23 protein-coding genes are annotated in these 25,754 nt (G+C 70.8%); 12 read left to right on the top strand and 11 right to left on the bottom strand.

The window, feature by feature from the left end:
- Positions 1 to 5 precede the first annotated feature (5 nt).
- The 6 genes from VK501_RS18585 to VK501_RS18560 are packed head-to-tail and all read right to left on the bottom strand — an operon-like array spanning position 6 to position 7,359.
- Complete coding sequence (locus tag VK501_RS18585) at positions 6 to 1,106, bottom strand: hypothetical protein (protein ID WP_324339980.1); 1,101 nt, start codon at positions 1,104 to 1,106, stop codon at positions 6 to 8.
- Positions 1,103 to 2,656: an oligosaccharide flippase family protein gene (locus tag VK501_RS18580; protein ID WP_324339978.1), complete on the bottom strand. Its 1,554-nt coding sequence runs from the start codon at positions 2,654 to 2,656 to the stop codon at positions 1,103 to 1,105. Before VK501_RS18580 ends, VK501_RS18585 begins: the two co-directional genes overlap by 4 nt.
- Complete coding sequence (locus VK501_RS18575) at positions 2,643 to 3,308, bottom strand: hypothetical protein (RefSeq protein WP_324339976.1); 666 nt, start codon at positions 3,306 to 3,308, stop codon at positions 2,643 to 2,645. Before VK501_RS18575 ends, VK501_RS18580 begins: the two co-directional genes overlap by 14 nt.
- Positions 3,308 to 5,173 carry a hypothetical protein gene (locus VK501_RS18570; RefSeq protein ID WP_324339975.1) on the bottom strand — a complete coding sequence of 622 codons (1,866 nt, stop codon included), beginning with the start codon at positions 5,171 to 5,173 and terminating at the stop codon, positions 3,308 to 3,310. The genes VK501_RS18575 and VK501_RS18570 overlap by 1 nt, the downstream gene beginning before the upstream one ends.
- Position 5,174: 1 nt before the next feature.
- Positions 5,175 to 6,170: a glycosyltransferase family 2 protein gene (locus tag VK501_RS18565; RefSeq protein WP_324339973.1), complete on the bottom strand. Its 996-nt coding sequence runs from the start codon at positions 6,168 to 6,170 to the stop codon at positions 5,175 to 5,177.
- Between the two features lie 13 nt (positions 6,171 to 6,183).
- Positions 6,184 to 7,359 carry a glycosyltransferase family 2 protein gene (locus tag VK501_RS18560; RefSeq protein WP_324339972.1) on the bottom strand — a complete coding sequence of 392 codons (1,176 nt, stop codon included), beginning with the start codon at positions 7,357 to 7,359 and terminating at the stop codon, positions 6,184 to 6,186.
- Between VK501_RS18560 and VK501_RS18555 the strand changes: the two genes are divergently transcribed.
- On the top strand, positions 7,358 to 8,557 hold the full coding sequence (locus tag VK501_RS18555) for a calcium-binding protein (protein ID WP_324339971.1): 1,200 nt from the start codon (positions 7,358 to 7,360) through the stop codon (positions 8,555 to 8,557). The genes VK501_RS18560 and VK501_RS18555 overlap by 2 nt on opposite strands.
- A gap of 436 nt (positions 8,558 to 8,993) precedes the next feature.
- Here the strand turns inward: VK501_RS18555 and VK501_RS18550 are convergent, their stop codons facing one another.
- Positions 8,994 to 10,877: an alkaline phosphatase family protein gene (locus VK501_RS18550; RefSeq protein ID WP_324339969.1), complete on the bottom strand. Its 1,884-nt coding sequence runs from the start codon at positions 10,875 to 10,877 to the stop codon at positions 8,994 to 8,996.
- A gap of 446 nt (positions 10,878 to 11,323) precedes the next feature.
- Between VK501_RS18550 and VK501_RS18545 the strand changes: the two genes are divergently transcribed.
- The 6 genes from VK501_RS18545 (at position 11,324) to VK501_RS18520 (ending at position 16,551) form a co-directional block, all read left to right on the top strand.
- The gene (locus VK501_RS18545) at positions 11,324 to 12,427 is read left to right on the top strand and encodes a zinc-dependent alcohol dehydrogenase family protein (RefSeq protein WP_324339967.1); all 1,104 of its coding nucleotides are present in this window, start codon (positions 11,324 to 11,326) and stop codon (positions 12,425 to 12,427) included.
- 1 nt (position 12,428) lies between these two features.
- Positions 12,429 to 12,953 carry a nuclear transport factor 2 family protein gene (locus VK501_RS18540; RefSeq protein WP_324339965.1) on the top strand — a complete coding sequence of 175 codons (525 nt, stop codon included), beginning with the start codon at positions 12,429 to 12,431 and terminating at the stop codon, positions 12,951 to 12,953.
- Entirely contained in the window at positions 12,950 to 13,843 is an 894-nt protein-coding gene (locus VK501_RS18535) for an alpha/beta hydrolase (RefSeq protein ID WP_324339963.1), read from the top strand. The genes VK501_RS18540 and VK501_RS18535 overlap by 4 nt, the downstream gene beginning before the upstream one ends.
- 36 nt (positions 13,844 to 13,879) lie before the next feature.
- Positions 13,880 to 14,668, top strand: a complete 789-nt coding sequence (locus tag VK501_RS18530) for an enoyl-CoA hydratase/isomerase family protein (RefSeq protein WP_324339961.1) — start codon at positions 13,880 to 13,882, stop codon at positions 14,666 to 14,668.
- An 85-nt stretch (positions 14,669 to 14,753) separates the two neighbouring features.
- Entirely contained in the window at positions 14,754 to 15,620 is an 867-nt protein-coding gene (locus VK501_RS18525; RefSeq protein ID WP_324339959.1) for an MBL fold metallo-hydrolase, read from the top strand.
- Between the two features lie 178 nt (positions 15,621 to 15,798).
- The gene (locus VK501_RS18520; RefSeq protein ID WP_324339957.1) at positions 15,799 to 16,551 is read left to right on the top strand and encodes an SDR family oxidoreductase; all 753 of its coding nucleotides are present in this window, start codon (positions 15,799 to 15,801) and stop codon (positions 16,549 to 16,551) included.
- A 42-nt stretch (positions 16,552 to 16,593) separates the two neighbouring features.
- On the opposite strand, the gene VK501_RS18515 is transcribed toward VK501_RS18520, so the two are convergent.
- Entirely contained in the window at positions 16,594 to 17,307 is a 714-nt protein-coding gene (locus VK501_RS18515; protein ID WP_324339955.1) for a TetR/AcrR family transcriptional regulator, read from the bottom strand.
- On the bottom strand, positions 17,304 to 17,753 hold the full coding sequence (locus VK501_RS18510; RefSeq protein WP_324339954.1) for a helix-turn-helix domain-containing protein: 450 nt from the start codon (positions 17,751 to 17,753) through the stop codon (positions 17,304 to 17,306). Before VK501_RS18510 ends, VK501_RS18515 begins: the two co-directional genes overlap by 4 nt.
- Positions 17,754 to 17,897: 144 nt before the next feature.
- Here VK501_RS18510 and VK501_RS18505 point away from each other — a divergent pair, with 144 nt between their 5' ends.
- The 3 genes from VK501_RS18505 to VK501_RS18495 are packed head-to-tail and all read left to right on the top strand — an operon-like array spanning position 17,898 to position 20,760.
- Entirely contained in the window at positions 17,898 to 18,662 is a 765-nt protein-coding gene (locus VK501_RS18505) for an enoyl-CoA hydratase/isomerase family protein (protein ID WP_324339952.1), read from the top strand.
- Between the two features lie 2 nt (positions 18,663 to 18,664).
- Complete coding sequence (locus VK501_RS18500; RefSeq protein ID WP_324339950.1) at positions 18,665 to 19,864, top strand: CaiB/BaiF CoA-transferase family protein; 1,200 nt, start codon at positions 18,665 to 18,667, stop codon at positions 19,862 to 19,864.
- Positions 19,852 to 20,760: a fumarylacetoacetate hydrolase family protein gene (locus tag VK501_RS18495; RefSeq protein WP_349261033.1), complete on the top strand. Its 909-nt coding sequence runs from the start codon at positions 19,852 to 19,854 to the stop codon at positions 20,758 to 20,760. The genes VK501_RS18500 and VK501_RS18495 overlap by 13 nt, the downstream gene beginning before the upstream one ends.
- Before the next feature lie 126 nt (positions 20,761 to 20,886).
- Here VK501_RS18495 and VK501_RS18490 read toward each other — a convergent pair whose 3' ends face one another.
- The gene (locus VK501_RS18490) at positions 20,887 to 21,807 is read right to left on the bottom strand and encodes a zinc-binding dehydrogenase (RefSeq protein WP_324339947.1); all 921 of its coding nucleotides are present in this window, start codon (positions 21,805 to 21,807) and stop codon (positions 20,887 to 20,889) included.
- A gap of 250 nt (positions 21,808 to 22,057) precedes the next feature.
- Between VK501_RS18490 and VK501_RS18485 the strand changes: the two genes are divergently transcribed.
- Together VK501_RS18485 and VK501_RS18480 are read left to right on the top strand one after the other, a co-directional pair.
- Positions 22,058 to 22,552 carry a cupin domain-containing protein gene (locus tag VK501_RS18485; protein ID WP_324339946.1) on the top strand — a complete coding sequence of 165 codons (495 nt, stop codon included), beginning with the start codon at positions 22,058 to 22,060 and terminating at the stop codon, positions 22,550 to 22,552.
- A 409-nt stretch (positions 22,553 to 22,961) separates the two neighbouring features.
- Positions 22,962 to 24,887 carry a potassium transporter Kup gene (locus tag VK501_RS18480; protein ID WP_414641192.1) on the top strand — a complete coding sequence of 642 codons (1,926 nt, stop codon included), beginning with the start codon at positions 22,962 to 22,964 and terminating at the stop codon, positions 24,885 to 24,887.
- Positions 24,888 to 25,138: 251 nt separating this feature from the next.
- Here VK501_RS18480 and VK501_RS18475 read toward each other — a convergent pair whose 3' ends face one another.
- Positions 25,139 to 25,393, bottom strand: coding sequence for a hypothetical protein (locus VK501_RS18475; RefSeq protein WP_324339942.1), 255 nt, complete (start codon positions 25,391 to 25,393; stop codon positions 25,139 to 25,141).
- Positions 25,394 to 25,754: the final 361 nt, after the last annotated feature.

Raw genomic sequence — 25,754 nt, 5'->3', positions numbered from 1 at the left:
CCGGGTCAGCCGCTGCGCCGAGGCGCGCAGACCGGTGCGGCGGCGGTGAAGAGCTCTTCGAGCGCCAACGGCGTCGGATGCTCGACGGCGTAGGTCTCGGCGTGCGACAGCGCGGCCGCGAGGACCCGGCGCTCCGGCTCGAAGCCCGCTTCGAGGATCGCGCTGCTGCGGTCCGGGAAGGCGAAGCGGTACATGGCGTAGGCATCGAGGAGCTCGCGACGCTCGTGGACCAGTGAGCCCGGCATGCGCGCCGCGATGTCCGCTGCGGCGACCGGACGGACCGTCGTCTGCGGCCGGTCGGCGACGACCGCCAGCAGGGCGACGTCGATGGCGGTCGCGCCCCGGCCCGCCCGGTCGCCGAACAGCACATCGGGGGCGACGCTGCGCCGAGCGTGGTGCTCGAGGCCGGGGCGCAGCAGGCTCACGACGCGCCCCAGCCGACCCGGATGCCGGCCGGCCGCGGCGTCCAGCGCCATCGAGGCGATGCGCATCGGTGCGCGAGCACGCAGCGGCAGGTGCGCGCGCAGGGCCGGAAGCTGGCGCAGCTGCCAGTCCCAGACCTGGACGTCGCTGCGCACCCCGACCATGGTGCCGTCGGGCTCGACCGCCGTCCATTCGTCGGCGAGGTGCTCGGCCCCGTGCGCCATGAACGGCAGCAGCGTCTCGCTCTTGCCCCCGCCCTGCCAGCCGGCCACCAGGACGCCGCGGCCCCGGTACCGGAAGGAGGCGGCGTGCAGCAGCACGCGGTCGGTGGCGGCGAGGCGCACGGCGAGCAGCGACAGCAGCAGCGGGACGCGCCGCAGCCGCCGCTCGCACACGATCTCCAAGGGCTCGCCGGCGCGGGCGAGGTCGACGGCGGCCAGCGCGCCGCCGTCGCCCACCAGGTAGAAGCGCTCGTCGTCGTAGGCGGCAGACTCGCCGAGACGCGTGAGGCCCGGGCCGGCCGGCAGGCGATCGACGAACCGGACCGTCAGGTCGTCGCGCTCGCCGCGTGCCGCGGCCGGCGGCCCGAGCGCCGCGCGCACCGCGCGAACGTGGTGATCCGGGGCATCAACCAGCGCGACCGTCCCCACTCCCGGGACGGCGTGACGCACCGTGGTGCTCACGAACCACGACCGCGGTCGGCCACGAGCCAGCGGAGCACCGGCACACGGCGACTGGCCGGGAAGTACTCCGGGATCTGCAGGATGCCGCCGGCCGTCCGGACGAGCACCGCCGTGGCCACCGCGGTCGTCACGAGCGCGACGGGCAGCGTGGGAGCGGCGAGCTGACCGAGCACGATCACGCCACCGAGCAGCGCCGCTCCCACGCCGAGCAGGCGCAGGAACCCGCGGTCGGCCAAGTGGACTCCGGTGAAGCGGCGCATCCCGATCTGCTTGAGCGTGTTGTGGGCGAGCAGGGTCGACGTCGTTCCGATGGCCGCGCCGAGCGCCCCGTACTTCGGGATCAACAGCACGTTGACGCCGAGGTTGACGATCATCGCGCAGGCGTCCACGGCCACGGTGAAGCGCAGGAGGCCGTGGATCTTGAGCGTCTGGCCGTTGAAGCCGCTCGCGGTCTGCGCGAAGTACCCGATCGAGAGGATCAGCAGGACGGTGCTCGAGCCCGCGTACCGTGCCCCGTAGAGCGCGTCGACGAGAACGCCGGCGAACGCCGAGGTCATGAGCAGCAGGGGAAACGCCAGCGTCGCCAGCCACGCCGAGGTCCTGACGTACAGCTCCTGCATTCCACGGGCGTCCGCCCGGGCGAGGTAGGTCGCGGCCAGCGGGGTGAAGAACACGATGAACGCTGCGGAGATCAGCGTGTGCCCGCGCATCAGGGGCGTGATCGCGCGCAGCTCGGCGACGTCGTCGGGCCCCCGCAGGAAGCCCAGGAGGATCGCGTCGGACATCTCCAGGACGCTCCACACGAGCGTCGTGCTGAGCGCCACGGCCGCGAACGGCACGACGTCGCGGGTGGGCCACTGCCGCGGACCGCGCAGCCGGGCCACCAGGCCGCTGTCGGTGAGGATGCCCAGCACGAGCCAGCACGCCACCACGGCGCCGATCGCCGACGAGACGACGTAGGCGGCGGCCAGCGCGGTCACGCCGCCGCCCGCGAGGACCACCGCGGCGGTCGCCGCGCACTTCAGCCCCGGGGTGAGCAGCGAGCCGCGGACGATGATCGCCCGGGTGCGGCCGAACACGGCGAAGACGCTGGTCGCCACCGCGATGACCGCCTCGAGGGGGACCATCAGCGCCAGGATCCTCAGCGCGTCCGCCGAAGCAGGGCTCAGGAGGCTGGCCGGCGCCAGCAGGGCGAACGCCGTCACCCCGACGGCGAGGACCGCGCCCAGGCCGAGCGCCACGCCGATCGCGATCGCGACGACGCCCACGACGCCGCCCTCGTCGTCGGCCTCGCGGAGCATCGGCGCGAAGCGCGATACCGCCAGCGGCATCCCGAACTGCGCCACGCCCTGCAGGAAGAGCGCGACCGCGAGGGCGAACGCGAACGCGCCGAAGGCGTAGGTGCTTAGGTATCGCACCGCCATGACCTGCGAGCCGAGCTCGAGGGCGGCGCCGATCGCACTGGCGGCGAGCACCAGGTTCGAGCCGCGGAAGTGCTGACCGAGGCCCTGGGACTCGACCTGGGTCTGCGGGGGGCTAGCGATGGTCACCGCGGCGGACCTCGATCGCGGCGACGGCGTCCGACAGCACCGCCGCGGCGTCCTGGCGAACGTCGATCACCGCGAAGGCCGGGACGTCTGCGGCGATGTCGGCGTAGGCACGGCGCAGGCGGTCGAGCCGCTCGACGTCGTGCTCGCCCTTGCGGGCCAGCAGCACATGGCCGGGAGCGTCGAGCACCACCACGAGATCCGGGGCCGGAAACCGCCGGCGGATCCAGCGCAGGATCTGCTGCTCGCGGCGGTCGCGGCCGTCGACGACCGCGTCGACCTCGGCGTCGTAGAGATAGCGATCGAAGATGACGGTCCGGCCTCGTCGCCGAGCGCGCATGCCGACGCCCACGCGATAGGCCTGATCGAGCAGGAGATGGACCCGCGTGACGATGCGACGCAGCCGGGCCGGCGGGCGCGGCTGCGCGCCGGCGGGCGCGCCCGGCGCCGGCGTGGTCGGCGCGACGGCCGCGGCGGGCGTGACCCAGCGCTGCGCCCAGCGCATCGTGGGCAGCGCGTGCGTCCGGCTGTCGCGGTTGACGCCCATGTAGACCACCAGCGCGTCACCGCCCAGGGCGCCCGGCAGGGCGGAGACGAGCGTGGTCTTCCCGGCGCCGTCGGGCCCGAGCACGGCGACGGAGACCCCGGGCGCCATCAGATGCCCGCCTTCGTCGGGCCGTAGATGACGATGTTGCCGTTGTCATAGATGCGGTCGAGCGTCGGCACGTCGTCGAATCGGTCGATCAGCCTGCGGGGGAAGGCACGGCCGGAGAACGCGAGGCCGGCGGAGTACAGCTCCTCCTGCCCGAAGTAGTACCCATAGCGCGGCGGCAGCACGGTGACGCGGCGGTCGATCACGACGTACTTGACGCCGAGGTCGTCAAGCCGGCCGGGGATCTTCGGCGTCGAGGGCGCGACGAAGGGCAGCCAGTTGCCGTACGCGAGCGCCTCCTGGAAGCCGAACGTCGCAAAGACCAGCTGGCTGCCGTTGTCGGCGACGAACCGGTTGTAGCGACCCGCCCGTCGTTCGAACCACTGCGCGGCGGCGATCGAATCGCCGGTGACGTCCTCCGGCCCCGCGGCGGTCTGAGCCGGGCGCGGGAAGCGGCCGGCGTCGTTGTCGCCGATGACGACACCGCCGGCGATGACGAGCGTCACGACCCCGATCATGACGCCGTGAGCGAGGACCGGGGCGCCGTGCCGCATTCGTTGCTCGACCCGGCGCAGCGCGATCGCGCCGAACATGCTCACGCCGAGGAACAGGAACGGCCAGGAGCGATAGGCCAGCTCGGCCCCGGGCGTCACGATCGCGGGCGCGCTCACGATCCAGAGCAGCGGCCCGAACACGAGGAAGGCGTAGGTCAGCGGCCCGAAGGGGCGACGGCGACGCAGACGGAAGACGGCGTAGGCGCCCAGCACGCAGAGCACGAGGACCGTCAAGGTCGCGACGTAGCCCAGCAGACGCTCAGAGGTCGGGAGGGTTGATTGAGCGAAGAGCTTGCGCGTGCCCGAGCCCTCGTTCGTGATGGCGTTGACAATCGTGGTGAGCCGCGCATGGATCCCGTTGGAGAGATACGTGCTCGCCGCCGTGGCGCGCAGCAGCAGCCACGCGGCCGCCAGCCCCACGGCGATGGCGGGCAGCGCGACGGCGATCCGGCGATGCTGCGAGCGCGTCACGACCGCGAAGCCGGCGATCAAGGTCAGGAACGCGATCAGGAGATACGAGCTGACGTGGTGCGTGATGACGGTGGCCGACAGCGCGACGAGGACCGGGACGGCGTAGCGCCGCACCGGAGATCCATCGCGTGCGGCGTGCGCGATCAGCGCGAGCGTCGTCATCACCAGCAGGATCCCGAGCGTCTCGTAGGCGAACGCCGAGTGAAAGAAGAAGAAGGCCTTGTTGCCCACGAAGATCAGCGCCGCCAGGAAGGCCGTCCGCGACGGTAGCCCCACGCCCCGGGCCAGCACATAGGCCACCACGGGCATCGAGGTGTGCGCGGCCAGCGGCACGAGCCGTTCGAGCGTGCCCAGCCCGAGGCCCGTCATGCCGTGCAGCGCGAGCGTCGCCTGCTCGAGTCCCGGAAACTCCCCCGGGATCGGGTACAGCGTCGGGTGGACGTTCGTCGTCCCGAGCTCGTCGATCTGCTGCACGACCTGACGGTGGTACAGGTCGTCGCTGAACAGCGCGTTGGCCGGGCTGCGGAGGTAGTACGGGAGGTACATGACCGCCCCGAGCGCCGCGAGTCCGCCGACCCGCTCCCACGCGCGCGTGCCGCGTCGCAGCCCGTGCGTTCCGACCGCCGCGACGCAGCAGACGAGCCCGAACCAGAACAGCAGCGGCCGGTCGGCGGCCAGGACGTCGGGACCGAAGGCGCCGACCAGGATGCGGGCTCCGACGGCGAAGGCGAGCGCGGCCGACAGCAGCGGGAGATGAGCAGCGGCGCGCGGAAGATCCTGCCGTGTCCGGGGAGCACGGCCGACTTCGGACCGTCGGTGCGCCGCAGATGCCAGGACGGGCATGTTAGGAGACACGCGCACGCCTGCGCGGGCGCCCGTCCGGTTCACGCGCGGGAGCGAGCCGACCGCCGGGCGGCGCCCGGACGCGTCCCGTGATGTACCCCGCGGCGGTCATGACGAGCCCGGCGAGGATGGCCAGCGCTCGCTGAGCACCCGCAGGGTCTCGCCGCAGCACGGCATCGGCCACGCCCCGCACGACGCCTCTCGGAAGGGTGCGCGCGACGTAGGAGCGCTCGGCCGACAGCGCGTCATCTGCGCCGAGCTGCTGCGCCAGGATGGCCTTCGACCGCCCCTCCGCGAAACAGCGCCGAAGGAAGTAGCGCCACCGCGAGCGCCCAGCCGGCACGCGGTGCCGAACACGCGCACGCTGCTCCAGGAGCGTCGTGGCCTCGGGCCGCCGCTGACGCAGGCGAATGCAGAGATCCGTCTCCTCGCAGCCGACCGGCACGGTGCCCACCCGGCCGACGTCCGTGCTGAACCCGCCGACGAGCTCGAAGACCTCCCGCCGCAACGACATGTTGGCGCCGATGAGGTTGCGCACGTTCGTCGTGGTCTCGGGAAGCCCACGATACGAGCAGCCGACGACCCAGTCGAACTCGGCCGGAAACCATCCCGGGCGCCCCTGAAGCCAGTCGGCCTCGATGGTCCCTCCGACCCCGAGGGCGTCGGAGTCCGCGTAGGCGCGCATGAGCTGCGCCAGCCAGTCCGCATCGGCCCGCGCGTCGTCGTCGAGGAACGCGATGATCGAGCCGCCGGCTCTCCGGACGGCGCAGTTGCGGGCCCCCGAGAGGCCGCGCCGCTGGTCGTTGGGGATGGCGACGACGCCTGGAAGCTCCCGTCGCACCCGGCCGAGCAGGTCAGGTTCGTGATCGACGACCACGATGGTCTCGAGCGCCGGTGCGCTCTGCTCCTGCACAGAGCGCACCGCTCCGAGGAGATCCGCCCAGCGATCCGTCGTGTAGGCGCAGATGACGACCGAGACGCTCTCGCGATGTCGCATGGGAGCTCCGGGCTCAGGTCCGAGCCTGGTCGCCCGTTCTCGCGGCCAGCGCGTCGTTCGGCACCGCGGACCACGTCGCCTGCGCGGCGTTCTCCATGCCGGCCGGGGGCGCGGCAGCGACCGCGTCGCCGACGCGTTCGTGCAGCAGCGTGCGCAGGACCCGGCGGCCGTCGCGCCACGCGTTCAGGTTCGAGTCCCCGTGGCGCCGGGGCGATTCGAAGCTCGGCACCTCGGTGATCCGCAGATGCGCCTTGACCGCTCGAACGACGATCTCGGTCTCGATCTCAAAACCGTCGGAGCTGAGCTCGAGCTCGGCCAGGGCCGCCCGGCGGAAGCCGCAGAAGCCGTAGCAGAGGTCGGTGAACCGGCATCGGTACAGGACGTTGACGAACCCGCGCAGGGCGGCGTTGCCGGCCCTGCGGACGAGGGTCATGTCGCTCGTGCCGCCTTCGGGCATGAAGCGCGAGCCCTTGGCCAGCTCGCCACCGTCGCGGAGGGCATCCACGAACCGGGTGATCTCGCCGGGATTCATGCTGCCGTCGGCGTCGAGCATCACGACGTAGTCCCCGCGCGCGGCGTCGAAGCCGGCCCGCAGCGCCGCGCCCTTGCCCGGGCGGGGCTCGAGGACCACTCGCGCGTCGGGACGGACCGCGAGCGCCGTCTCGATGGTGCTGTCCGTCGACCGCCCATCGACGATGACGACCTCATCGACGTCTGGCGGCAGTCGATCGAGCACCCAGGCGATGTTCTGCTCCTCGTTGAGCGTCGGGATGATGACGCTCACCTCAGGGGACATCAGACCCTGGCCGATGAGGTCGGTCGCTCCATGACCTGCATGGTCAGAGAACGTGCGGGCGGGTCCGGCGTTCACGGTGGGCGACCGAAAGTTCTGCCGGCGTCTCCGGGAAGGTCGCGGCCCGGGCCCCTGGCCCTGGGGACCCATCTGGCCGGACCCTGGATCCGGACGGGAACCGTTGTCAGCCTGGTGTCCGTGTGCGAGCGCTGGCACAACGGTGCGTCCTGACGCTGGTCTAATGGTGCGGTCCAGGGAACGACTCCACTGTCCAGACTGGCGCGGGTCGTTCGGCGCGGTCAACATCAAAGGAGACACAGTGTCCTCAGGGTCGGCGCACGGATGCGGTTTGATCAGCGGCTCTCGACTGCGAGCCATCGCCTTCGCGGCGACCATGGCCGGGAGCCTGGGGTCCGTTGCGGCGGCGCACGCGGCGACGGTCAGCTTCGGCGCGGGCGCGCAGGCGACGACCCTGCGGGTCTTCGCGGCGCCCGGCGAGGCGAACGCCGTCACGGTGACGGCCGACGGCACCGGCACGACGGTCAACGATGCGGGGGGTGCGGCCCCGACACCCGGCGCCGGGTGCAATCGCGTGGCAGGCTCGATGACCGGCATCCGCTGCCAGGGCACGCCCACGGCGCTCCTCCTCAGCGCTGACGACATGGACGACACCGTCGAGAACCAGACGAGCCTGCCCTCCGAGATCTACGGGGGTGATGGCGTTGACACCCTGACCGGCGGCAGCGGCAACGACCGCATCGTCACCCGCGGGATGTTCACCGACCGCGTGACCTGTGGCGGCGGCGACGACACGGTCCTCGGCGACACCACCGATCTGATCGCCTCCGACTGTGAGCACGTCGACCGCGGCAGCGGCATGGTCGACACGCCGCCCGCCACGACCACCCCACCCGGTACGACTCCCGCGCCCGGTGCTCCGCCGTCGACGGCTCCGTCGCCGTCCTCGCCCCCGGACACGGTCGTGCCGATCCTCGAGCCCGGCGCGTGCGCGGTGCCCAAGCGCGGCACGAAGGGTGCCGATCTGCTGACCGGGACCGCGGGCAGCGACCTGCTGCTGGGCATGGGCGGCAAGGACCGCATGACCGGCTCTGGCGGCAACGACTGCCTCTACGGCGGCGGTGGCAACGACGTCGTGCGGGGCGGCGCGGGCAATGACTTCCTCAAGGGCGAGGCGGGCGACGATCGCCTCGATGGCAACGAGGGCGACGACGGACTCGCGGGAGATGCCGGCCAGGACACCATCAACGGCAGCGCCGGCAACGACACGATGTCCGGCGGCTCGGGCGGCGATCGCATGAACGGCGGGCCGGGCACCGACGGGCTGAACGGCGGTGCCGGACGCGACGTCATGAACGGCGGATCGGGCGACGACACGCTGCTCGGTCGCGCGGGCGGCGACCGTCTCGTGGGCGGCTCCGGGCGCAACCGGATCGTGGGTGGGGCGGGCAACGACGGCATCGACGCGCGAGGCGGAAGCGTCGACCGGATCTCATGTGGCAGCGGACGCGACACGGTTCGCGCCGATCGCGGCGACCACGTCGCCTCCGACTGCGAGCGCGTGAAGCGCACCTGATACGGCGTGCTGGCCGGCTCGCTCGCACGTCTGCGAGCGAGCCGCCCGCCGGCGCCGGGCGTTCTACCGAAGATCACGCCGGGGTAACACCTGGAAGCGTCAGAGGTGCGACCTTTGGCCGAGGACGAACTGTCCCTCCGCTCACTGCTCGAGTCCCGTGACACCACGTCACCCTGACACCACGCCCGCCGTCGAGAAGCCGGGCACCAACGTGGACGACCCCACGCGCTTCCTTGAGCCCGCCGTCATGACTCCGCCGTCTCCTCGTGAGCCGCCGACCGATCCCCAACTCGCCACGCCCGAGTTCGTGACCCCCAGGCGCCCGCGGCGGCGTACTCGTCGAGGGCACGCGTCGCGCCTCCTGACGCTGGCGCGCAGCCTGTGGATCATCGTCCGCGAGCGGGCGAAGTAGCGATCTCCGCCGGCTGCGCCGGCGTCAGGGCCGGCGGCGCTTCACCGAGACCGTGAAGAGCGCTTGCAGGTTGGGCGCGTGCGCCGCCTGCCGGAGATACGGTCGCAGGCCGTAGATGTCCTGGATCGTCCGCAGGGTCGACGGATGCGAGTAGGCCGTCTGATCCGCGTACCCCTGCTTGGCGAACCGGCTGATGGCGATCAGCCCGCTCGGGTTGTCGCAGCATGCCGCGCCCTCGTCCCAGAGCACCAGGATCGCCCCGTCGCGACGATACGCCGCGGTGGCCTGGATCTTGGGGATGAGGCTCTGCAGGAAGCTGTCGGCGTTGCCGATCAGGTCCGAGCTGCCCCCGGGGATCGGCTTCTCGCCCTGGTGGTAGTCGTTGGGGACGATGAACGAGTACCGCGGCACCCGATCGCGCCCGAGATCGGTCGTGAGCTCCGTGAGTGGTCGTTCGTGCGCGATGCAGGTGGGCCCGGTGAAGTCATCGAAGTAGACCGGCGCGTTGTGATCGGCCGAGTACGGCGCGCCCGGGTCGGCCAGCGGGCAGATCGTCCCGTTGCCCGGAAGGTCTTCGCGGTAGCTCTTCCACGACACCTTCGCGCGTGTGAGGTAGGTGGCCAGGTGATCGGTGGTGCTGAGCCGCAACTCGCTCGGCGTCGGCGACCGGCCCTGCTGACCCATCGGGTCGCCGGCCTCGAGCAGGAAGTAGTTCGGAAGGCTGTTGTGCATGTGCGCCCGGTAGTTCTCCGCGTGCGCGTACCTCGCCAGCAGCGTGTCGTTGATGTACGGGGCCGAGGACGAGCCCTTGATCTCCGGCCAGTCCGTGTTCTCCATCATGACGACCCAGAGGTGGCGGATCGGCGTCGCCCGGGCGCGCGCGCTCCGGGCCGGCGTCACTGTGGCGGAGGACGCGCTGCCCGACCGCAGGCGGGGAAGACCGTTGCGAAACAGCGGCGCCAGGCTGCCGTGGCTGGGACTCCGCGCCTCGCCCAAGCGCGCGAGCCCGAAGGTCGTCTCGATCGACGCCAGCACGCCGTAGTGGTCGACCGCGCGGGTCATTCGCGCAGCCGGGCGCACGTCGCGCCCAGCGACGACGGTTGCGATGCGGCCACCATGCGATCCCCTACAGCAGCCGTCGTCCGTGTTGCCCTCGTCGTAGGTGATGACGAGGAAGCCGTGCGGGCCGAGCGCGGGCAACAGACCCGGCACGATGCGGCGGAGGAAGCCGTCGCCGGTGCTGACCGGGCAGTCATGCGTGTCGTTGCACAGGTCTGGCGCGATGAAGACGAAGTCGGCAAGACGGTTGTGACGGACGTCGCCGGCCAGCCGGGTCAGCGGGACGCGGTTGGCACAGCGCTTCGGGTCGGCGGCGATGCCGTCGTCATAGGCGAAGGGGTCGTGCCTCTTGGCGTAGCGCCCGGCGTACGCCGGGCGCGCGCACGGTGCCGGGAGCCCCTGCAGATAGGCGCGCCAGGTCAGGCCGGCCTGCTGGAGCTGGCCGGCGATGTTCGGCGCGTTGGCCGCGCAGTCGGTGCAGTCGTCGGTGATGCCCTGCGTCGACCCGCTGATCAAGGCGATGTAGTTGGGAAGCGACGGGTGCCCGATGCCGAAGCTGTTCGCCGCGAAGCCCTGTCGCCGTGCCAGGCGCGTGAGGTATGGGGCCTCCGCCGCGCCGATGACCTGCTGCTGCTCCTTGTTCTCCATGACGATCACGACGACATGCGACGTCTTGGCCACGTGCCCTGGGCGCAGGATCGGCGTCGTCGAACCCTGCTCACGGGCGGCCATGCTGTCACCGCCGCACGCGACGCCGAGCGCGGCGACCAGACCCAGGGCCAGTGCCAGTGCGCGTCGGCCACCGTGGCGGCGGCAGGATCGCTGCTCGGCGAGCCGCATGGCGAGCATCACGCCATCGTGGCTGGCCTGCCGGTGGAACTCAAACCGGGCGCAACCCGATGGCGCCCGTGCGGACATGGCTACATGGCGGCGCTCGACGCGACTCACATGCCACCGGACGTTGGGTAGCGACCTTGACCAATATCTTCTGCTGCGAGTTCGACCAGGACGAGGTACCCGTCCGAGTGCGGCACAGACCCGCCGAAGGGACGGCCGCGACCCGCCCGCGGGACACCCGATCCTTCTGGCCGAACGACTACGTTCCTCGCATGACTGACATGCACACTGCAAGCCAGTTTGGGCCGGCCATGAGGGTCCACCGTCCGTCCCGCCGAAACCCCTCCAGGGCAGGGCGGCTCCAGGGAGTGGAGCGCGCGAGTCAGTCGTGCCCGACTCGCTCCCACACGAGCACCGGATACGCATTGTTGTCGCGCTAGGAGCACGGAGACGCCACGATGAAAGCGATCCAATTGGGTGCATACGGTGAGCCCGCCGAGGTTCTCGCCGTGGCCGACCGGCCGGTCCCGGAGCCGGGCAAGGGGGAGGTGCGGGTCCGGATCCTGGCCAGTCCGGTCAATCCGTCTGACCTGCTGTTTGTGCGGGGACGCTATTCGGGCGTCGAACCGCGCTTTCCGGCTCCCGTCGGATTCGAAGGCGTGGGCATCGTCGATGCCCTGGGGCCGGAGGCGGATGGCGTTGTCGTGGGACAGCGCGTCGCGGCTGTGAACCGCGAAGGCGGCAACTGGGCGGAGTACGCGGTGTTGCCGGCCGGCTCCGCGCTGCCGGCGCCCGACGGAATCCCGGATGAGCAGGTGGCGAGCTTCGTGATCAACCCGGCCTCAGCGATCCTCATGGTCCGCCATGTTCTGGCCGTGCCGCGAGGGGAATGGCTGCTGCAATCGGCGGCCGGCTCCGAGCTGGGGCGCATGATCATCAGGCTGGCGAAGCGCGATGGCATCCGCACGCTGAATGTCGTGCGCCGGCACGAATCGGTTGCTGAGCTGAAGGCCCTCGGCGCCGACGCTGTCATCGTCTCGAGCGCCGGGCCGATCGACGAACAGGTCCACAAGATCGTCGGTCCACAGGGTGTCAAGTACGCGATCGATCCGGTCGTCGGGCAGACGGGAACCGAGATGTTCAAGGCGCTGCACGAGGAGGGCCGAATGCTCGTCTACGGCTCGCTCACCGGTGAGCCGCTTCGCGTGGGCGAAGATCCGCGCGACATTCTGTCCGGTCGGCGCACCGTCGAGGTGTTCTGGCTCGGCTACTGGCTTCCCAGGCTCGACGAGAGTGGCTTCTACGCACCGGGCGCGCCGGCCGCCGTCCAGTTGGTCCATGACATCGAGGCTCTTGTGCGCGATGACGTTCTCGTGACCTCTCCCGGGCACACATACTCGCTCGACGAGATCCGGATCGCCGTCGTGGAGGCAGAGTCGGTGGGGAGAAACGGGAAGGTCCTGCTCCGTCCGCGAAGCAATGGCCCTCGATACGAACCATGGTCGGGATCGGCCGCCGTACGACCGCTGACCCCCGATACGTCGCAGACGAGGACAACCTGAGATGGCGGCTTCCGAACACGCTCCGCGCACCGATATCGCGTTGCGGCGCCTGGCGCAGAACGTCTCCGATGGGGCAGGCATCACGGCGGCGGGAGTTCGTGCGCAGGGTTGGACGGACGCGTTCGCGAGCAAGTCAGCAGAGCGGTTCGGCGCGGCGTTCGCAGACGATGTCGTCCTGGAGGCGGCCAACCTCAGGCGCCCGATCGAGGGCCGCGAGCAGGTCATGCATGTCATGGGAACGGCCAGCGGGATCTACGAGTCGCTGCAGTTCACTCACGAGGCGAGCAGCGGCCCGCGGACCTACCTGGAATGGGAAGCCACCGCGTGTGGAGGACTTGACCTCAAAGGCGTGACCATCTTGACCAAAGACGACCGCGGCCAGGTCGTCAACGCAGCGATCCACCATCGTCCGCTCGACGCTGCGCTGCGATTCTCGGCCGAGCTGCGCAAGCGTCTGACCGGCGTGGTCGATCCCGGCCACTTCTACGACGGCGACGACGACACGACCGCGAGGAGCCCGACATGACCGAGCGCGAGGATGTCGAGTTCGACGCCGAAGGCGAAGTGACGCTGCGCGGGTGGCTGCTGTCGCCAGACAGCCCCGGACCGCATCCGGCGATCACGATGGCCCACGGATACGCCGGGGTCAAGGAGCACGGCCTCGAGCGGTTCGCACGGGTGTTTGCGGAGGGCGGCTTCGTCGTGCTGGTGCATGATCACCGCGGCTTCGGGGCCAGTGACGGCGAGCCGGGCCGTGATGTCGATCCGTGGCGGCAGATCGCCGATTGGCGGCGCGCGATCTCGCTTCTGGAGAGCCGACCGGAGGTCGATGGTCGGCGGATTGGGGTGTGGGGCACCAGCTACGCCGGCGGGCACGCGATGGTGCTCGGCGCGACCGACCGGCGGCTGCGGTGCGTGGTGGCCCAGGTCCCGACGATCAGCGGCTACGAGCAGGGGTTGCGCCGGATCCCGCCCGACGCCGTCGACGCGCTCGAGGAGACGTTCGCCGAGGACGAGCGCGCGCAGGCACGCGGCGAGCCCCCGGAGTACCAGGCCGTCGTGAGTGCGGACCCGGCCATCGCGGCGGCCTACCGCGCGCCGGACGCGATCGCCTTCTATCACCAGCCGGTTCCAGCGGGCGTTTGGGAGAACACGATCACGGTCCGCTCCACGCGCGCGGCGCGGATGTACGAGCCCGGCGCCTGGATCGGCCGCGTCTCGCCGACGCCGCTGCTGATGGTGGTGGCGTTGCACGACACGATCACCGTCACCGGTCTGGCACTCGCCGCGTATGAACGCGCGCTCGAGCCGAAGCGACTCGCGCTGATTCCGGGCGGTCACTTCGACCCTTACCTCTCCGGCTTCCCGAAGTCCAGCGGCGCCGCGCTCGCGTGGTTCCGCGAGCACCTCTGCTGACCGCGCCACAGATCCCTGACACCCGAGAGGTCCGTCATGCCACATCTCACCTGTCTCATCGAGGATCGCGTCGCCACGCTGACGCTGAACCACCCGCCGCAGAATCGCATCGACGAGCAGATGACCGGCGAGCTCGCCGAGGCACTCGACGCGGTCGGGCGCAGCGACGCGCGCGTCGTGCTGCTGGGCGCCGACGGCCCCGACTTCAGCCTCGGCGGCGACATCGTGACCTGGCCGGACCTGGACGCGCGCGAGCTGCGCGCGCTGTTCGAGCGCCACATGTCCGTGTTCAACCGCTTCGAGCGACTGCCGCTGCCGGTGATCGCCGCCGTGCACGGCCTGTGCTTCGGCGGCGGGTTCGAGCTCGTGCTGCGCGCCGACGTCATCTTCGCCGCCGAGTCGGCGCGCTTCGGCCACCCCGAGCAGACGCTCGGGATCGTCACCCTGCTCGGCGGCATCTACCGCGTCGCCGAGCGCGCCGGGCGCTCACGCGCCTCCGAGTGGGCGCTGACCTCCGAGCAGGTTCCGGCGGCGGTGATGGCGGCCGCCGGCGTGGTCAACCGCGTGGTCGCCGGCGAGGCGCTCCTCGAAGAGGCGACAGCCTTCGCCCGACGCGTCGCGAAGGGTCCCACCCGCGCCTACGCTGCGCACAAGGCGCTCTTGCGCGCCTGGGCGGTGGGCGGCGTCGCGGCGGCGGACCAGGCGATGTTCGACGTCGCGCTGCCGCTGTTCGAGAGCGACGACGTCAAGGCCACGCTGCCCGAGGCGGTCGAGGCCTTCGAGGCCGGCAGGCCGCGACCCGCCTTCGACTTCCATGGCCGATGAGCGTCGCGCACCCCGAGCGGTTCGCAGGGTGGTGACGAGTGCCGGCACCGGCACGCGGCTGCAGCGCGTCTGAAAGGGACTTTCAATGGCAGACCAACCCGCCCCACTCACGTTCGATGTCTACGTCGCGCCACAGGTGCCGACCGTCAGCAACGACCTGCCTCCAGGCGCTGAACAGCGGTGGTGGTCGCCGATATCGGCAACGCTCATAGCCGGGCAGCAGGACGCGGTCCTCGTCGACGCGCTACTGACCGCCGGCCAGGCACGCGACCTCGCCGACTGGGTTGCAGCCCATGGTAAGCACCTGACAGCGATCTACATCACGCACGGCCACGGCGATCACTGGTTCGGGCTGGGCACGATTCTCGATCGCTTTGCGGATGCGCGAGCGTTCGCCGTTCCCGCCGTCGTCGAGCAGATGCGCCGAGGATCGGCGCCGGCGTTCCTCGCCTCCTTCTGGAAGTCGCGCTTCCCCGGGCAGATCCCGGACGAGCTCGCTCTCGCCGACCCGCTTCCCGACAACACGATCGAGCTCGAGGGCCACGACCTCGTCGCCGTGGGACTCGGGCACACCGACACGGACGAGACGACCTGCCTGCACGTACCGGCGATCGGCCTCGTCGTCGCCGGAGACGCCGCCTATAACGACGTTCACCTCTACCTCGCCGAGTCCGGCCCCCGCGGCCGGCAGGAGTGGATCGCCGCGCTGGACACGATCGAATCGCTCCACCCACAGGCGGTGATCGCCGGGCACAAGCGCGCCGATCGCGACGACGATCCTCGCATCATCGACGAGACCCGCCAGTACATCCGCGACTTCGACCGCATCGCCGCGACCACCGACACCGCGCGCGAGCTCTACGACCAGATGCTCGCCCTCCACCCCGACCGCGTCAACCCCGGCGCGCTCTGGGGCGCCGCACGCGCATGCAAGGAGACTCCCCCTCAATGACCGTCGAGACCCACCCCCACGAGGTGCAGCGGCTGACGATCGCCGTCGGTGCCGGGTTCGACGACGTCCGCGCCGCACCACTTCAGCCGCGGCGGCGCTTATTGACCGCCCCGTCCATAACGAGCTACATTTGGACCTAGCGGTCAATAACGGCTGCCCTACTTGATCTGGACTCGACATGACCAACGCACTGAAGGACAAGGTGGCCGTCGTCACCGGCGGCTCCACCGGCATCGGCCACGCCATCGCCACGCGCTTCGCCGCCGAGGGCGCCCACGTCTTCATCACCGGCCGCCGGCAGGCGGAGCTCGACGCGGCCGTCGCGTCAGCCGGCGACGGCGTCGTCGGCATTCGCGCCGACTCGTCGCGACTCGCGGATCTCGACGCGCTCTACGCGGCCGTACAGTCCCAGCGCGGCGAGATCGACGTGCTGGTGGCCAACGCCGGCGGCGGCTCCGGGCGGGCGGCGATCGATGCCATCACCGAGGAGCAGTACGAGGAGACGTTCGCGACGAACGTCAAGGGCGTGCTCTTCACCGTCCAGAAGGCGCTGCCGCTGCTGGCCAAGGGCGCGTCGGTCATCCTGACCGGTTCGACGACCGCGACGAAGGGTCTGCCGAACGCGAGCATCTACGCGGCGAGCAAGGCGGCGGTGCGGAACTTCGCGCGCAGCTGGATCGTCGAGCTCCAGGGACGCGACATCCGCGTCAACGTCCTGACCCCCGGGCCCACGAGGACGCCCGGGCTGCTCGGCATGGCGCCGCCCGAGCACCAGCAAGCGCTGCTGGACGGCTTGGCGGGGACGGTCCCCCTCGGCCGGATCGGCGAGCCCGACGAGATCGCCAGGGCGGCGGCGTTCCTCGCCTCGAACGCATCGAGCTTCGTGAACGGCAGCGAGTTCTTCGTCGATGGCGGCCAAGCGCAGATCTGAGGGCCGGACATGCCCCGGCGACGCGACATCGCCGTGGCACCCCTAGCGCTCGCGCGACGCGAGCACGGCCAATGTCTGCTCGGCGGTCCGCCGGAGCGACCGCCGACTGGCGCCCCCCGTGCCCAGCGCTTCCATTCCTCGCGCGACGGCGAGCAGCATGCCGCCGACCGCCCGGGCGTCGGCGTCGGGATCGATGTCGCCCTCCGCTTGCGCCTCGCGCACGGCCGCCTCGATGAGCGCTCCCAGCGCGCGGAACGTCGCGCTGACCCGAGCGGCGACCTCCTCGTCCTGACCGGCCAGCTCCGCGGTGCTGTTGGCCAACAGGCAGCCGTCCCCGTCGCGAGCCGAGCCGTCGGCGATCGCCAGCAGATAGCTTCGAAGGCGATCGATGGCGGGGCCGTCGCCGCTCAGCGCGTCCCGGACGGCCACGACGCTGCCGGCGGAGTAGTCGTCGAGCACGCGGAGGAACAACTGGCGCTTGTCGCCGAACGCTCCGTAAAGGCTTCCCTTGCCAAGCCTGGTCGCTTCGGTCAGATCGGCCACCGAGGTCCCGGCATAGCCCTTGTGCCTGAACTGCGACCGGGCTTCTCGCAAGACCTGCGTCTCGTCGAACTCCCGCGGCCGTCCCATGGAAGGCAGTCTAGCCGCGTTTTGGACCGATCGGTCGTGGCGACCCGTCAGGCGTCGTTGCACTGGAAGATGTCGATCAGGTAGAGGCGCCTCGATGAAACTGCCTCCCACCACCGGGGTGGTCACGCTGGCTCGGCCAGCGGCATGGGGTCGGGGGAGCGCCAGGGGCGTACCCAGGCGACCTCGTCGCGCTCGACGGCGCGTTCGCAGGCGGCGCAGCGGCCGCCGGGAGCGAGCTCGCTGCCGCACGCGTGGTGGATGATCCGCATCGGCGCGGCGGGCGGGCTGGTCTCGGTGTGGTCCTGGCCCCAGTCGGCGAGGGCGTGCAGCACGCCGAGCACGTCGGCGCCGGCGGTCGTGAGGCGGTATTCGTGACGTGTGCGCCGCCGGTCGCGGTACGGAACGCGGACGAGCACGCCGGCGTCGACGAGGCGCGAGAGCCGGTTGGAGAGGATGTTGTCGGCGATCCCCAGCTCGGCGCGGAAGCCTTCGAAGCGTGTGACGCCCATGGTTGCGTTGCGCAGGATCAGCAGCGTCCAGCGGTCGCCGAGGACGTCGATGGCGCGGCCCATCGGGCATGGCACGTCTGACGGTGCGGTCGAACCGGACATTCGAACACCTCACTCCATCCCAAAGTCGACTTGGGTCTCACAAGTCTACGGGGAAGCCTTTGTCGCATGACTGACGTGCAACTTGCAAGCCAGGTTGGGGCGAAGGTGGAACGCCGACTCGACGGCGCCGTCGCGATCCTGACCATGCGGTATCCCCCATACAACCTGCTGGACCCCGAGCTGTCGAAGCTCGTCATCGACGGGCTCCGGTGGGCTGCCGCCGAGGGCGCCCGTGCGATCGTGCTCCGAAGCGCGCTGCGCCACTTCTCCGCCGGCGCCGACCTCGACCCCATGCTGGACGACGCCGAGCGCGGCGACGGGGTCATCGACTGGCCCATGCTGGAGGTCCTGCGCACGTTCGAGGAGCTGCCGGTCCCGATCGTCGCCGCCGTGCACGGGGTCTGCGTCGGCGGCGGCCTCGAGCTCGCGCTCGCCTGCGACCTGGTCGTCGCCGCCGAGTCGGCGAAGCTCGGCTCGGTCGAGGCGACCGTCGGACTGCATCCGCTCATGGGCGCGATCCAGCGCGTCGCGCAGCGCGCCGGCGCGGCGCGCGCCAAGGAGATGGCGATGCTCGCGCGCCGTCACGACGCGCGCACGCTGGAGCGCTGGAACGTGATCAACCGCGTCGTCGAGGACGAGCACCTCGACCCCGCCGCGATGACCATCGCGCGCGAGCTCGCGGGCGGCCCGACGATCGCCCACGCCGCCACCAAGGCGCTCGTGGCGGTCGCGGTCAGCCGCGGCGTGCAGGCGGCCGACGAGGCGATGGCCGAGCTGCAGAAGCCGATCTTCCGCTCAGACGACTTCCGCTCTGCAGTGGAGTCGTTCCAGACCAACGGCCCGGGCATGGCCCGGTTCGCGGGACGCTGACGATGTCCCGCCCGCTCGCCGGCACGCGCGTCCTCGACTTCTCCCGCGTGCTGGCCGGGCCGCACTGCGGGCAGACGCTGCTCGACCTCGGCGCCGAGGTGATCAAGCTCGAGCCGCCGACCGGCGACCTCTCGCGCCAGGCGTTCCCCCGCAGGGGCGAGATCTCGGGCTACTACGCGCAACAGAACGCCGGGAAGCGCAACGTGTCGATCGACCTCAACGTGCCCGGCGCGCTCGAGGTCGCCCTGCGCCTGTGCGACCGGGCGGACGTGATCCTCGAGAGCTTCCGCCCGGGCACGCTCGCGGCGTTCGGGCTCGACTACCACAGCGTCGCGGAGCGCAACCCGCGGGTGGTCTACGCATCGATCACCGGCTACGGCCAGCACGGGCCGTGGCGCGCCCGCTCGGCCTACGCGCCGACGGTGCAGGCCGAGGCGGGGATCACGGCGATCACCGAGCGGCAGTTCGGGCAGCTGCGCACCGACTCGCTCTCGCACGCCGACGTCTACTCCGGCCTGCACGCCGCGATCGCGATCCTCGCGGCGCTGCACCACCGCGACCGCACCGGAGAGGGCCAGTACGTCGAGGTGGCGATGGCCGCCGTGATGCTCTCGGTCAACGAGCGCGTGCACGTCGACCTGGCGGGCGAGGACCTCGGGGCCGAGCCGCCCATCCTGGGCGCGACCGACGCCCAGTTCTTCACCGGCCCGGACCGCGAGACGTTCGTCAGCCCGATGAGCCTCGTCGGCAGCACGTCCTTCCGGTTCTACCTCGCCGCGATGCGGCGCCCCGACCTCGCCGACGACCCGCGATTCGCGACGCCGGAGGCCCGGGTGCAGAACCTGGACGCGCTGCGCGCGATCGTGCAGGAGTGGATCTGGACGTTTCACGACATGGCCTCGCTCGACGCCCAGCTCGACGAGGCGAAGATCGCGACCGGCCGGATGCGCAGCGTCGGCGGGCTGGCCGAAAGCGAATGGGCCCGGCGGTGGGTCGCGACCCGCATCGTGCCCGACCGCAACGGCGGCGAGATCACGGTGCCAGGACGCCCGTGGCACTTCAGCGACGACGACGACGGCGAGCCGGAGCGGTGGCCGGCGCGCCGGGGCGAGCACAACGAGGAGGTACTGGCCGAGCTCGGCTACGACGCCGCCGAGATCGACTCGCTGCGGCGCCGCGGGGTGCTCGCATGCGATGGGTGAGCTACGTCTCGCCCGTCGACGGCCGCGAGCGCGCGGGGATGCTTCGCGACGGGGCGATCCACGGCGTGCGCGCACCGCTGATCGACGTGCTCGCGCACGACGGGCTCGCTTCGGTCGTGGATCCTGTCGAGATCGTCCCGCAGGCGGACGCGAGACTGCGCGCGCCGGTGCCGTCCCCGCCGTCGATCCGCGACTTCATGGGCTTCGAGGAGCACGTCGCGACGTCCATGCGCGCAATCGGGCGGGAGGTGGATCCCGTCTGGTACGAGATCCCGGTCTTCTACTTCACCAATCCGGCGTCGGTCCGCGGGCCGCGCGACCCGGTGGAGATCGCGCCGGGCTCCGCGGCCTTCGACTACGAGCTCGAGGTCGCTGCGGTGATCGGCCGGCCGGGGGCAGACATCCCGGTCGACGCGGCCGCGGAGCACATCGCCGGCTACACGATCCTCTGCGACTGGAGCGCGCGCGACCTGCAGGAGCTGGAGATGCGCGTGGGCCTCGGACCGGCCAAGGGCAAGGACACCGCGACGTCCTTCGGGCCGTGGCTCGTCACGCCCGACGAGCTCGAAGACCGCCGCAAGGGCAAGGGCTTCGAGCTCACGATGACGGCCTCGGTCAACGGCACCACGTACACCACCGGCAACCTCGCCGACCTGCACTGGTCGTTCGAGCAGATGATCAGCTTCGCCTCGCGCGGCACCCAGCTGCGCACGGGCGACGTCATCGGCTCGGGCACCGTGGGGACCGGGTGCATCCTCGAACTGTCCCGCGTCCACGGGACCGAGTCGTTCCCGTGGCTGCGCCCGGGCGATCGCGTACGGGTCGAGGTCGAGCGCCTCGGCAGCCTCGAGTCCACCGTCCATCCCGCCCACCCCGTCCACCCCCTGTGGCCATGACGATCATCCCCCGTCGGCACGCACGACTCGTGCGGCCCCGCCGCGCGCATCACCTGAGCCGGAAGTCGCACAGATCGGGTCGGAGGGTACGGTGGGTGCGGCTGATCGATAAGCGATGGCGTGCGGTCAGCGCGACAGGTCGAGGACCATGCGGAACCTCGCCTCGTTGTTCATCATCCGTGCGTAGGCGACCGGTGCGTCTGCGAGGCCGACCACCTCGGTGGTCGCGCGGATGTCCTGCAGGACGCTGAAGGCCAGCGTGTCCTCGTTGTCCGCGGTCGAGCCGGTGAGGCTTCCCGTGATGTAGCGCTCGCCGAAGATCAGGTCGGAGCTGGAGACGGAAATGGGCTCATCGCCGATGCCGAGCACCATGAGCTCGCCTCCCGGCGCCAGCCCCGGGATCACGGCCGCCGTCGCGGCGGAGTTGGCGGCCGTCGCCAGCACAAGCCGCGCGCCGCCGAGGTTTGTGAGCTCTGCGGCCACATCCTGTGCCACGCTGTCGACGTAGAGGTGGGCGCCGAGCTCGCGCGCCAGCGCGGCCTTCTCGGGGCCGCGGGCGATCGCCACGACGCGGAAGCCCATCCGGCGGGCGTACTGGACGCCGAGGTGCCCCAGGCCGCCGACGCCCAGGACCGCGACGAGGTCGCCGGGGCGGGCGGAGGAGTCGCGCAGGGCCTTGAACGTCGTCAGCCCGGCGCACAGCAGCGGAGGCGCCTCGAGGGAATCCAGCTCGTCGGGGATCGCAACGAGGCCAGACTCGCGGGCGATCAGCACCTCGGCGTAGCCGCCGTCGGTGTGGATCCCCGTATAGGGCTGCTGCTCGCAGTTGACGAAGTCGCCGCGGCGGCAGCGCGTGCAGTGACCGCAGTGGCCGCCGAGGAAGCCGACACCGACGCGCTGGCCGACCGTCCAGCCCGTGACGCCCTGGCCGACGGCGTCGATGCGTCCGACGACCTCGTGCCCCGGGACGCGCGGGAAGTCGATCGGGAAGACACCCTCGACCGTCGCCGCATCGCTGTGGCAGACGCCGCAAGCCTCCACGCGCATGCGGACGTAGCGAAGTTGCCCAGCAGGCAGGCCTGATCGACGCCGCGGGCCACCGTACGCTCGATCGTCGCCTCGAAGTGCGACCGTAGCCGCTGCAGCGGCGGGCCGTCGCCGACGGCGAGCCGGTCGATCTCGTAGCTGGCGCTGTAGCGGCGGGTCACCTCCGTCAATATGACCGGTCGCCTTGCGGTTGGCGCGTGAGTCGGAGTCTTGTCCGGTGCGTTCAAGCGGACGGCGGCATACTCATCAGATGGACGCCGGGTCAGATACCGGATCGGACGACGCGGACGCTGACTGGCGGCTGCACGGCGTTCGCGTTGTGCATGCCGACGAGCTCGATGTCAACACGCCGCAGACACCGGGCATGGACCGCGCCGCGGCGATCACCACGGCTCGCGCCGGTGCCGAGAAGCTCTGGGCCGGCACCGTGACGATCCACCCCGATGCGAAGACCGGTGCCCACCACCACGGTCCCCTGGAGAGCGTCATCTACGTCGTCAGCGGCCGGGCGCGGATGCGGTGGGGCGAGCGGCTCGAGTTCGTGGCCGAGGCCGGCCCCGGCGATTTCATCTACGTGCCGCCGTTCGTGCCACACCAGGAGATCAACGCGAGCCCGGACGCCCCGCTCTCTTGCGTGGTCGTGCGCAGCGGTCAGAAACCGGTCGTCGTCAACCTCGACCTGCCCGACGTCGATGCCAACCCTGAGCAGGTGCACTGGGTCGACGACATCCATCCAGAACCCTGAGCCATCGGCCCGGCCTCCCTCTCCCCCGCGCCCGGCGACGGTCGCCGGTTCCGGGTCGACGTCATGGATCGCGCAGCGTGCGCCCTCCGGTGTAGCCGGCGAGGCCGAGCCGTTGTTCATGGTCTGTAACGTGTGGTCCCACAGCTTGCCCAGGTAGAGCGTCCAGCCCTGGCGGCGGTTGCCGGCCACCCGCCCGAACCACCAGGCAGAGCGCTGAAGACCACCAGGCTCGTGGCGTACGCGCCACGACTGCTCCTCGTCGGGGTCGACCCGGGCCAAGCGGTGGAAGCCGCGCTCGGCCGGACCGAGCACGCCACAGGGTCCGTCTGCCCCGCGTGAAGGAAACGGCGCCGGGCGTGCAGATCGTGGCAAGACGGCTACGGTGGTCGCCCCGCCGGACTCGCACCCCTTGCAGCAGACCACCACGACAACCCGCGCAGCGCCGGATGCCGCCAAGGGGGCCTTGGTCCTCGGTGCCCTCGGCGTCGTCTTCGGCGATATCGGCACGAGCCCGATCTACACGGTCCAGACGGTCTTCAACCCGAACGACCCGCACCCGGTGGCAGTCAGCACCGACACCGTGTTCGGGATCATCTCGATGATCTTCTGGTCGGTGATGGTGATCGTGACCATCACCTACGTGTTGCTCGTCATGCGCACCGACAACGACGGCGAGGGCGGCATCATGGCGTTGATCACGCTGATCCGGCGCAAGGAGGTGCCCGGGTCGCGGCGGACCAAGCTGGCGCTGGCCGGCCTGGGCCTCTTCGGCGCGTCCTTGTTCCTCGGCGACAGCATGATCACGCCGGCCATCTCGGTGCTGTCGGCGGTCGAGGGTCTCAAGGTCGCTTCACCCTCGCTGGAGCACCTGGTCGTGCCCATCACCGCGGCGATCATCGTCGCGCTGTTCCTGCTGCAGCGCCTGGGCACGGCGGCCGTCGGCCGCCTCTTCGGCCCGGTGATGATCGTCTGGTTCCTCACCATCGCCGCGTGCGGCATCAACGGCATCGTCGACCACCCCGAGATCCTCAAGGCGCTTTCGCCGACCTACGCGCTGGACTTCTTCTTCAACCACTTCAAGATCGCGTTCTTCGCCCTGGCCGCCGTCGTGCTCGCCGTCACCGGGGCCGAGGCGCTCTATGCCGACATGGGGCACTTCGGCCGCGCGCCCATCACCCGCGCCTGGCTGCTGCTGGTCTTCCCGGCCTGCATCCTGAGCTACCTGGGCCAGGGCGCGCTGATCCTCGAGGATCCCCACAACATCAGCAGCCCATTCTTCCTCCTGGTACCCGACTGGGGCCGCTGGCCGCTGGTCTTCCTGGCCACCGGCGCGACAGTCATCGCCTCCCAGGCCGTGATCACCGGCGCCTTCTCCGTCGCCCACCAGGCCGTCCAGCTCGGCTACCTGCCGCGGCTGCGGATCACCCACACCTCCGAGGAGACGGTCGGGCAGGTCTACGTGCCGTGGATCAACTGGTTGTTGATGGTCTCGGTGCTCACGCTCGTGTTCACCTTCGAGAGCTCGGCCGCGCTGGCCTTCGCCTTCGGCATGGCGGTCACCGGGACCATCACCATCACCACGTTGCTGTTCTTCTACATCGTGCGCCACCAATGGGGCAAGCCGCTGTGGCTGGTGGCGCTCGGCGCCGTCCCGCTGCTCACCGTCGACGGCCTCTTCCTGGCCGCAAACCTGACCAAGCTCGTCCACGGCGCGTGGCTACCGCTCCTGATCGCGGTGACCGTCTTCACCATCCTCACCACCTGGTACCGCGGACGCCAGCTCGTCACCCGCCGCCGCGCGCGCCAGGAAGGACCGCTGCGCCAGTTCGTCGACGACCTCCACAAGGGCGAGCATCCAGTCCAGCGCGTGCCCGGAACCGCCGTCTTCCTCAACCGCAGCAAGGAGACCGCCCCGCTGGCGATGCGCGCCACCGTCGACCGCCTCCACGCGCTGCCCGAGCACGTCCTGATCCTCTCGATCGACACGCTGCCCGCCCCGCATCTGGCGGAGGCCGACCGGATCGAGATCGACGACCTCGGCTACACCGACGACGGCATCACCCACGCCAGCGCACGCTTCGGCTACATGGACAACCCCGACGTCCCGGGGCTGCTTCGCCTCATCGAGCAGGCCGACATCGAGTTCCCCCTCGACGTCGACGAGGTCTCCTACTTCCTCTCGACGATCGATCTGACGCGCGGGGACGCCCCCGGCATGACGCGCTGGCGCAAGCAGCTCTTCATCGCCATCTCGCACATCACCGCCGATGCCGCCGAGTACTTCGGGCTCCCACGCGAGCGCACGGTCATCATGGGGTCCCGCATCGAGGTGTAGGCGAGCGAGTCACGGCGCCTGCGGCCCCGCATGCTCGAGGATGGGCCGCAGGTCGCCGGGCTCGGCGGCCACGTGAGGAGACGGTCAGTATCCGCGTGGCGCCCAACCATGTACTCGCCTCCGCGTCGATCAGCGCCTTCGCGGTGCGGGGCAGCTTCCGGGCCACGTCGGTCGCCGACCGCTTGGCGGGCACAGGGCGGCGCGGAACGGCACGGGCTCCTGCGTGCACGCCACGACCGACATGGCGTTGTTCAGCGGTGTGGCGGGGAGCCGCCACCGTATGGGTTGGCGCCGCCGCCGTACTTGAGGTCGGCGCCGTAGTTGCCGCGGCCGCCGTGGCCACCTGGGTTGCCGCCACCGTAGTCCGACGGGTGACCATAGGATCGGGAGCCGGTTGAGGCCGGGTCGATCGACGAGGTCTGGGCGCTCGCGGCGGCCATCGGGGCACCGACCGCCAGCGCGCTCATGACGGCCGCTATCGCGGCAGCGCGAGTGGGTGTGGACACGAGCTGTCCACCTCCTTTCGCCTGGCGACTGGGGATGCCGCCGAGGGTTTGATCTGAGCGGGGAATCTCTGCCCCGACCAATGACTACTCCTACTGCTTCGGAGAATGGTCCTCCCGGGTGCGGCCCGACGGCCTGACCCAAGGGACAGGTCCCAACCGTCCCAACTGTCCCAACCGTCTTCAAGCCCACGGTGCAGAAGGTGCTTGGCCGTCGAAAGATGGCTAGTGGGTCGGCCAGAAACGTTTGACCGGTAATGGCCGTCAGGCGGCGATGAGGAGTTTGCGTTCGGCGGCGATGAGGCGTTGGTCGCGGTGCGGTCCGTTGCGGTAGCGGATGTGGTCGGCCATCGCTTTGGCGAGG

Origin of the sequence: Baekduia sp. (assembly GCF_035318805.1) — a bacterium.
Classification (GTDB): domain Bacteria; phylum Actinomycetota; class Thermoleophilia; order Solirubrobacterales; family Solirubrobacteraceae; genus Baekduia.
Note: the sequence above shows the minus strand (reverse complement) of the source record. Positions and strands in the feature narration are given on the sequence as shown.

What these genes read in the sequence shown, in the direction of transcription:
- VK501_RS18575 (WP_324339976.1), bottom strand. Translation starts at nt 3,308, where the DNA reads ATGGCGCCCGGGGTCTCCGTCGCCGTGCTCGGGCCCGACGGCGCCGGG.
- VK501_RS18570 (WP_324339975.1), bottom strand. Translation starts at nt 5,173, where the DNA reads ATGCCCGTCCTGGCATCTGCGGCGCACCGACGGTCCGAAGTCGGCCGT.
- VK501_RS18565 (WP_324339973.1), bottom strand. Translation starts at nt 6,170, where the DNA reads ATGCGACATCGCGAGAGCGTCTCGGTCGTCATCTGCGCCTACACGACG.
- VK501_RS18555 (WP_324339971.1), top strand. Translation starts at nt 7,358, where the DNA reads ATGGCCGGGAGCCTGGGGTCCGTTGCGGCGGCGCACGCGGCGACGGTC.
- VK501_RS18560 (WP_324339972.1), bottom strand. Translation starts at nt 7,359, where the DNA reads ATGGTCGCCGCGAAGGCGATGGCTCGCAGTCGAGAGCCGCTGATCAAA.
- VK501_RS18550 (WP_324339969.1), bottom strand. Translation starts at nt 10,877, where the DNA reads ATGCTCGCCATGCGGCTCGCCGAGCAGCGATCCTGCCGCCGCCACGGT.
- VK501_RS18545 (WP_324339967.1), top strand. Translation starts at nt 11,324, where the DNA reads ATGAAAGCGATCCAATTGGGTGCATACGGTGAGCCCGCCGAGGTTCTC.
- VK501_RS18540 (WP_324339965.1), top strand. Translation starts at nt 12,429, where the DNA reads ATGGCGGCTTCCGAACACGCTCCGCGCACCGATATCGCGTTGCGGCGC.
- VK501_RS18535 (WP_324339963.1), top strand. Translation starts at nt 12,950, where the DNA reads ATGACCGAGCGCGAGGATGTCGAGTTCGACGCCGAAGGCGAAGTGACG.
- VK501_RS18530 (WP_324339961.1), top strand. Translation starts at nt 13,880, where the DNA reads ATGCCACATCTCACCTGTCTCATCGAGGATCGCGTCGCCACGCTGACG.
- VK501_RS18525 (WP_324339959.1), top strand. Translation starts at nt 14,754, where the DNA reads ATGGCAGACCAACCCGCCCCACTCACGTTCGATGTCTACGTCGCGCCA.
- VK501_RS18520 (WP_324339957.1), top strand. Translation starts at nt 15,799, where the DNA reads ATGACCAACGCACTGAAGGACAAGGTGGCCGTCGTCACCGGCGGCTCC.
- VK501_RS18510 (WP_324339954.1), bottom strand. Translation starts at nt 17,753, where the DNA reads ATGGGCCGCGCCATCGACGTCCTCGGCGACCGCTGGACGCTGCTGATC.
- VK501_RS18500 (WP_324339950.1), top strand. Translation starts at nt 18,665, where the DNA reads ATGTCCCGCCCGCTCGCCGGCACGCGCGTCCTCGACTTCTCCCGCGTG.
- VK501_RS18495 (WP_349261033.1), top strand. Translation starts at nt 19,852, where the DNA reads ATGCGATGGGTGAGCTACGTCTCGCCCGTCGACGGCCGCGAGCGCGCG.
- VK501_RS18490 (WP_324339947.1), bottom strand. Translation starts at nt 21,807, where the DNA reads ATGCGCGTGGAGGCTTGCGGCGTCTGCCACAGCGATGCGGCGACGGTC.
- VK501_RS18485 (WP_324339946.1), top strand. Translation starts at nt 22,058, where the DNA reads ATGGACGCCGGGTCAGATACCGGATCGGACGACGCGGACGCTGACTGG.